This window comes from Pseudomonas sp. FW305-96, assembly GCF_058783825.1.
Genome location: NZ_JBYSYW010000024.1, coordinates 84,428 through 90,427 on the forward strand (window position 1 = coordinate 84,428; position 6,000 = coordinate 90,427).

Here is a 6,000-nt window from a genome sequence, read left to right on the forward strand (position 1 = left end):
TTATACCCCGACCAGCACCTTGCGCATGGGGATGCAGGACAGTTCGAGGCCGAATGGGGATTGGTAGACCGACAGCGCATCGCCGGTGTAGCCGCAGCGGCGATAGAACGCCGCTGCGTTCAAGGTCGAGTCCAGGTTGACCGCCTCCAGACCTTCGGCCCTGGCGATGCCTTCGAGGTGTTCGACCATCGCCCGGGCGATGCCACGGCCCATGAACGCCGGCAGCACGAACAGGGCACCCAGTTCACCGCTGTGCAGGTCGAGCATACCGGTGGCGACGATCGTATCGCCCATGCAGGCGAGGTGAAAATGCTCGGCGACCAGGGCCGCATAGCCTTCGGTGAACGGTACGTCGGCCCAGGCCTGGGCCAGGGTGGCATCGTAGGCTTCGGTGCACTGCCACAGGATCGCCTGGCGGCGGATGGCGTACGTGTCCAGCGCGTCGTGACGGCTGGCGCGGCGTATGGCGAGCATGGGTTCCCTCCCGGTTGAGCCTGGATGATAACAAGGCGCCGGGGAAAACGGACGCAGGCCTCGCCAGCGCCTTCAAGCGCCTGCTCGACTGACTGGTCAGAACGATCCCGTTTGCACCTCGCCGCTGCGCACGTAGTGGGCGAGCAATACGCCCTTGGGCGTGCTGCTCGACTCCACCAATGTGAAGGCCGCGGCCTGGGCATCGTCACCGAACAGGCGCTTGCCACGACCAAGTAGCAAGGGGTGGATCAGCAACCGCAGCTCATCCACCAGGCCGGCCGCCAGTAGTTGGCGTACCAGTTCGCCGCTGCCTTGGGTCAGCAGCGTCGGGCCATCCTTTTGTTTGAGGGCGCGGACAGCGCCCGGCACGTCAGCGCCCAACGGGTGACTGTTTTGCCAGTCGATGGATTCGGGATGGTGCGTGGCGACATGCTTGGCCACGCCATTGAACAGGTCGGCCAAGGGCCGGTCCGGCGCCTCGGGCCCGACCTTTGGCCAGAACCCGGCGAAGATATCGTAGGTGCGTCGCCCCAACAGCAGTTCGAACGGTTGGCTGAACAAGGTCTGCATGGCTTGGCCGAAGGCCTCGTCGGCCAGGGGCGGGATCCAGCCACCAAAGGTGAAGCCGCCGCTGGTGTCTTCCTCCGGCCCGCCGGGGGCCTGCATGACGCCGTCGAGGGTGACGAAGGCGGCGACGATGAGCTTGCGCATGGGGTGAACCTCCTCGGGTGTGTGCTGGATAGTCGAACGGGGTTGGCGAGAATCGACAGCAGTGCTGAACGATAGTCAGGTTCGACGGATGGGGGCACGGGAGGAGAGAAAGCAGGTGCGGGATACGCAGTCATCTGTAGGAGCGGCTTCAGCCGCGATGCAGGCACCGCTGTATCTGGCACCCGCTTTGCGGGTGATCGCGGCTGAAGCCGCTCCTACAGATGGTCCGGTTACAGCCAGTAGGTCACCGCCCACCAGCCCAGGCCGCCCATGACCACGGTATAGGGCAGCGCCATCCACACCATGCGCCCATACGACAGGCGAATCAGCGGTGCGATTGCCGAGGTCAGCAGGAACAGGAACGCCGCCTGGCCATTGGGCGTGGCCACGCTGGGCAGGTTGGTGCCGGTGTTGATCGCCACCGCCAGGGTCTCGAAATGCTCGCGGCTCATCGCGCCATTGACGAACGCCTGCTTGACCTCGGTGATGTAGATGGTGGCGACGAACACGTTGTCGCTGATCGCCGACAGCAGCCCATTGGCCAGGTACAGCATGCCCGGCTGCTGCTCGCTGGGCAGCGCCAGCACCCAGGCGATCAGCGGGCTGAACAGTTGCTGCTGGTGGATCACCGCGACCACGGCGAAGAACACCACCAGCAGCGAGGTGAACGGCATGGCGTCCTGGAACGCACGGCCCAGGCGATGCTCGTCGGTGATGCCGGTGAAGGCGGTGATCAACACGATGACCAGCAGGCCGATCAGGCCCACCTCGGCGATGTGCAGGCCCAGGCAGACGATCAGGATCAGCGCGGCCAGGCCCTGGACCACCAGCGCCACCCGTTGCGCCTGGGTGCGCGCGGTATCGTCCTCGGCGGCGTAGCTGGCCAGCACCTGGCGCACGCGCTCGGGCATCAGCGTGCCGTAGCCGAACAGCCGCAGCTTCTCCAGCAGCACGCAGGTCACCAGGCCCGCCGCCAGCACCGGCATCGACACCGGCGCGACCTTGAGGAAGAAGTCGGCGAAATGCCAGCCCATTTCATGGCCGATCAGCAGGTTCTGCGGTTCGCCCACCAAGGTGCACACGCCACCCAGCGCCGTGCCCACCGCGCCATGCATCAGCAGGCTGCGCAGGAAGGCGCGGAACTGCTCGAGGTCTTCGCGGTGCAACTGCTCGACCTGGTGGTCGCTGTCCAGCGCCGATTCCTCCCGAGGATTGGCGCCCGAGGCGACCCGGTGGTAGACGGCATAGAAGCCCACCGCGGCGCTGATGATCACCGCGGTCACGGTCAGGGCATCGAGGAACGCCGAGAGGAACGCCGACAACACGCAGAACAGCAGGCTCAGCACGGCCTTGGAGCGCACGCCGAGCAGGATCCGCGAAAACAGGTACAGCAGCAGTTCCTTCATGAAATGGATGCCGGCGACCATGAACATCAGCAGCAGGATCACCGGGAAGTTGTGCTGCAACTCCTCGTACAGGGCTTCGGGCGTGGTCAAGCGCAGCAGCAGCGCCTCGACCAGCAGCAGGCCGCCGGGCATCAGCGGGTAGCATTTGAGTGCCATGCCCAGGGTGAAGATGAACTGGATCACCAGCACCCAGCCGGTGACCACCGGACCGAGGGTTGCCAGCAGCAAGGGATTGAGCAGCAGGAACAGGCAGATGACGGCCTTGTACCAACGCGGCGACTGGCCCAGGAAGCTGTGGGCGAGGGCGCCGGTCAGGGAACGGGACATGAATTTGTATCCTTTTGATTCAGCAGTGGCGCACGGTGCCGCATCGTGCGCCAGGGCGCAAGTTGTCCAGTCCGGCTTTTGGCACATGCACCGCCTTGCGGGTGCGCTAAGATCCGCCGTTGTGAATCCTTTCCCCACAGGAGTGCCGTCCGTGACCGAATACACCGCGTTCAAGGTCGAACTGACCGACCACATCGCCCACGTGCAGATCAACCGCCCGGAAAAGATCAACGCGATGAACGCCGCCTTCTGGGAGGAGCTGGTCCAGATCTTCCAGTGGATCGACGACACCGACGCGGTGCGGGTGGTGGTACTCAGCGGCGCTGGCAAGCATTTCTCCTCCGGTATCGACTTGATGATGCTGGCCGCGCTGGCCCAGCAACTGGGCAAGGACGTCGGCCGCAACGCTCGGATGATGCGTCGCACCATCCTGCGCCTGCAGGGCTCGTTCAACGCCGTGGACAACTGCCGCAAGCCGGTGCTGGCGGCGATCCAGGGCTACTGCATCGGTGGCGCCATCGACCTGGTCTCGGCCTGCGACATGCGCTACTGCGCCGGTGATGCGCAGTTCTCGATCAAGGAGATCGACATGGGCATGGCCGCCGATGTCGGCACCCTGCAACGTTTGCCGCGGATCATCGGTGACGGCATCATGCGTGAGCTGGCCTACACCGGCCGTATGGTCGACGCCCAGGAAGCGTTGCGCATCGGCCTGGTCAACCGCGTCTATGATGACCAGGCGGCGCTGCTCGACGGGGTCTTTGCCATCGCCCGCGAGATCGCCGCAAAATCACCGATCGCCGTGGCCGGCACCAAGGAGATGATCAGCTACATGCGCGACCATCGCATCGACGATGGCCTGGAGTACATCGCCACCTGGAACGCCGCCATGCTGCAGTCCGAAGACCTGCGCGTGGCCATGGCCGCCCACATGAGCAAACAGCAACCGACGTTCGCCGACTGACTGACAGTGGCGGGCGCCATCTAGGGACCCGAAACCATGTCAGCACGCTGGACAACCGCAGTACTCGACCCGCAGACCACCGGGGGGCTGGCCGTCGCCCGCAGCCCGGACGGGTTCCTGATGGACGCCAACGGCGCGCTGTTCCCTCGCGACTGGCTCAAGCGCCAGGACCTTGATGTGCTGTGCGAGCATGGCATCGGTCACCTCGACGGCGAGCCGGTGTTCCTGCTGGAGCTGCGCAGTGCCAGTGAAGTGCCGGGTTGTGGTTGGCAGGGGCTGCGGCGGTTCATGCTCGAAGGCGACTTCGATACGTACAAGGTGCTCGGTTACGCCGCGCAGATCGGTACCTGGGCTCGTGAGCACCGGTTCTGCGGCAGCTGTGGTCAGCCGATGACGCAGATCCACTGGGAGCGGGCGATGTACTGCCAGCCGTGCGATTTGCGCAGCTATCCGCGGATTTCACCGAGCATGATCGTGCTGATCACTCGGGGGGATGAGGTGCTGCTGGCCCGTTCGCCGCGTTTCGTCAGTGGGGTCTACAGTACCCTGGCGGGCTTCGCCGAGCCGGGGGAGTCGGCCGAGGATTGCCTGGTGCGCGAGGTGCGTGAGGAGGTGGCGGTGGAGGTGAAGAACATCCAGTACGTCGGCAGCCAGTGCTGGCCGTTTCCGCATTCGATGATGCTCGGGTTTCATGCTGAGTATGCGGGAGGGGAGATTGTCATGCAGGCGGATGAGATCGAGGATGCGCAGTGGTTCAATGTGCATGAGTTGCCGCCTTTGCCGGCGGGGCGGTCGATTGCGCGGTATTTGATCGACCTGTATGTCGCTCGACGGCTAGGGCTGCCTGAGCCCGCTTTGTCCAAGTAGGTATTCGCTTCGGGCAGGGCTCAAGGGAAATGGATTTTCGATTTTTATTTTGTATGTGGGCCTCTTCGGGCTGAAGAATAGACGAAGTCTAATGCAGGGGTTCACCTTGGTTCGGTTGAGGGATTGTCAGTCTCTCTGACTTGGTAGGGGCGATCCAGGAAAGGTGTGTTTTGGCTTTGTGAAACTGGAGACGACACATTCTGCACAGGAAAAATTCCGGTGTTCGCACCGTGCTGCTGAGCACTAACGGAATCTGCAATTTTTTGATTGATTTTATTCAGCTTTATCGTGAGTAGGGTCGCTGAATCATTATTTGCGGTTAATTCTGTAGTCTTTAGTCTATCCAGTGTCTCTTTTCGCTCAATAAGCAATTTGTCCTGTGAGATTGAAGTTTTTTGGGGGGCGACGAGCATCGATGTATCGCTGGTGTCCAGTTCACCACGCCATTGGCTGAACCATTTCTTGACGGGGGCTTTATTTTTAAAACGGTCAAAGAGCTTTGTATGTCCTGAAGGGTCGGTGCTATTTACTGGTTCGCCTGCGCAATAGCTATAAGCATTAATTCCACCCTGTGTAAATGGGCTGAGGTTGTCCGGCGAGCGGAATCTCATCAGAAAGGGGTCATAGTCGCGGTAGCCATTGCCGAGTGGATAGCACCCTGTCACTGGGTCCTTCCTTTGCCCGTTGAAGCCAAGCATGACTTCGAGGCCAGGGCACCCCGGTCTGTATCCGTATGCCGTATACACCAAGGGATAAGGTGTTACGGGAGGCTGAGCCCCAATAACCGAGCCGTGGTTATCGGTAACCAGGAGGTATGCTTCGATCTTGGTCTTTTGCCCGTATCTATGCATGGGGTTCTCCGGAGCAGCGAGTGAATAGCAGTACATTCATTCATTTTTTGGGAACGGGCTACTGGCAAATTTACCAGGTACGGTTCATGGTCGGCTTATGGCGCTCGAGCTTGTCCGGGCCCGTGCTGCCGTTGCCGACGGGGCGGTCGGTTGCGCGGTACCTGATCGGTTTTTATGTGGTGCGGCGGTTGGGTCTGTCTGAGTCGGTTTTGCCTGCCTGGTTTCTGGTTTCTGGCTTTAGTTGGGTTGGTTAGTTTTGAAAGTTGTATGCGCATTCATTTGCGATGGCGACGCTTATTCACCTTTCCGCCCTTACGGCGGCCTACTTAATGAGATGGTCACCCCGGCACCCTGCGAGGCGTACGCTTTCGCAGGGTGTTTTTTCTTCGGAGACCGTCAT

6 protein-coding genes are annotated in these 6,000 nt (G+C 61.8%); 2 read left to right on the forward strand and 4 right to left on the reverse strand.

The annotated features are described in order from the left end of the window. From AC3WL2_RS18050 to nhaB, 3 genes are all read right to left on the reverse strand, one after another. Nucleotides 1-474, reverse strand: coding sequence for a GNAT family N-acetyltransferase (locus AC3WL2_RS18050; protein WP_102683294.1), 474 nt, complete (start codon nucleotides 472-474; stop codon nucleotides 1-3). Nucleotides 475-570: 96 nt separating this feature from the next. Further along, on the reverse strand, nucleotides 571-1,185 hold the full coding sequence (locus AC3WL2_RS18055) for a dihydrofolate reductase family protein (protein WP_102683293.1): 615 nt from the start codon (nucleotides 1,183-1,185) through the stop codon (nucleotides 571-573). Between the two features lie 230 nt (nucleotides 1,186-1,415). Continuing rightward, nucleotides 1,416-2,918: a sodium/proton antiporter NhaB gene (gene nhaB / locus AC3WL2_RS18060; RefSeq protein ID WP_102683291.1), complete on the reverse strand. Its 1,503-nt coding sequence runs from the start codon at nucleotides 2,916-2,918 to the stop codon at nucleotides 1,416-1,418. Nucleotides 2,919-3,069: 151 nt separating this feature from the next. Between nhaB and AC3WL2_RS18065 the strand changes: the two genes are divergently transcribed. Both AC3WL2_RS18065 and nudC read left to right on the forward strand, forming a co-directional pair. Continuing rightward, complete coding sequence (locus tag AC3WL2_RS18065) at nucleotides 3,070-3,882, forward strand: crotonase/enoyl-CoA hydratase family protein (protein ID WP_102683290.1); 813 nt, start codon at nucleotides 3,070-3,072, stop codon at nucleotides 3,880-3,882. 36 nt (nucleotides 3,883-3,918) lie between these two features. Next, nucleotides 3,919-4,749 (forward strand): NAD(+) diphosphatase, encoded by an 831-nt coding sequence (gene nudC / locus AC3WL2_RS18070; RefSeq protein WP_102683289.1) that lies wholly within the window; start codon nucleotides 3,919-3,921, stop codon nucleotides 4,747-4,749. A gap of 101 nt (nucleotides 4,750-4,850) precedes the next feature. On the opposite strand, the gene AC3WL2_RS18075 is transcribed toward nudC, so the two are convergent. Beyond that, complete coding sequence (locus AC3WL2_RS18075; protein WP_102683288.1) at nucleotides 4,851-5,636, reverse strand: RHS repeat-associated core domain-containing protein; 786 nt, start codon at nucleotides 5,634-5,636, stop codon at nucleotides 4,851-4,853. Nucleotides 5,637-6,000: the final 364 nt, after the last annotated feature.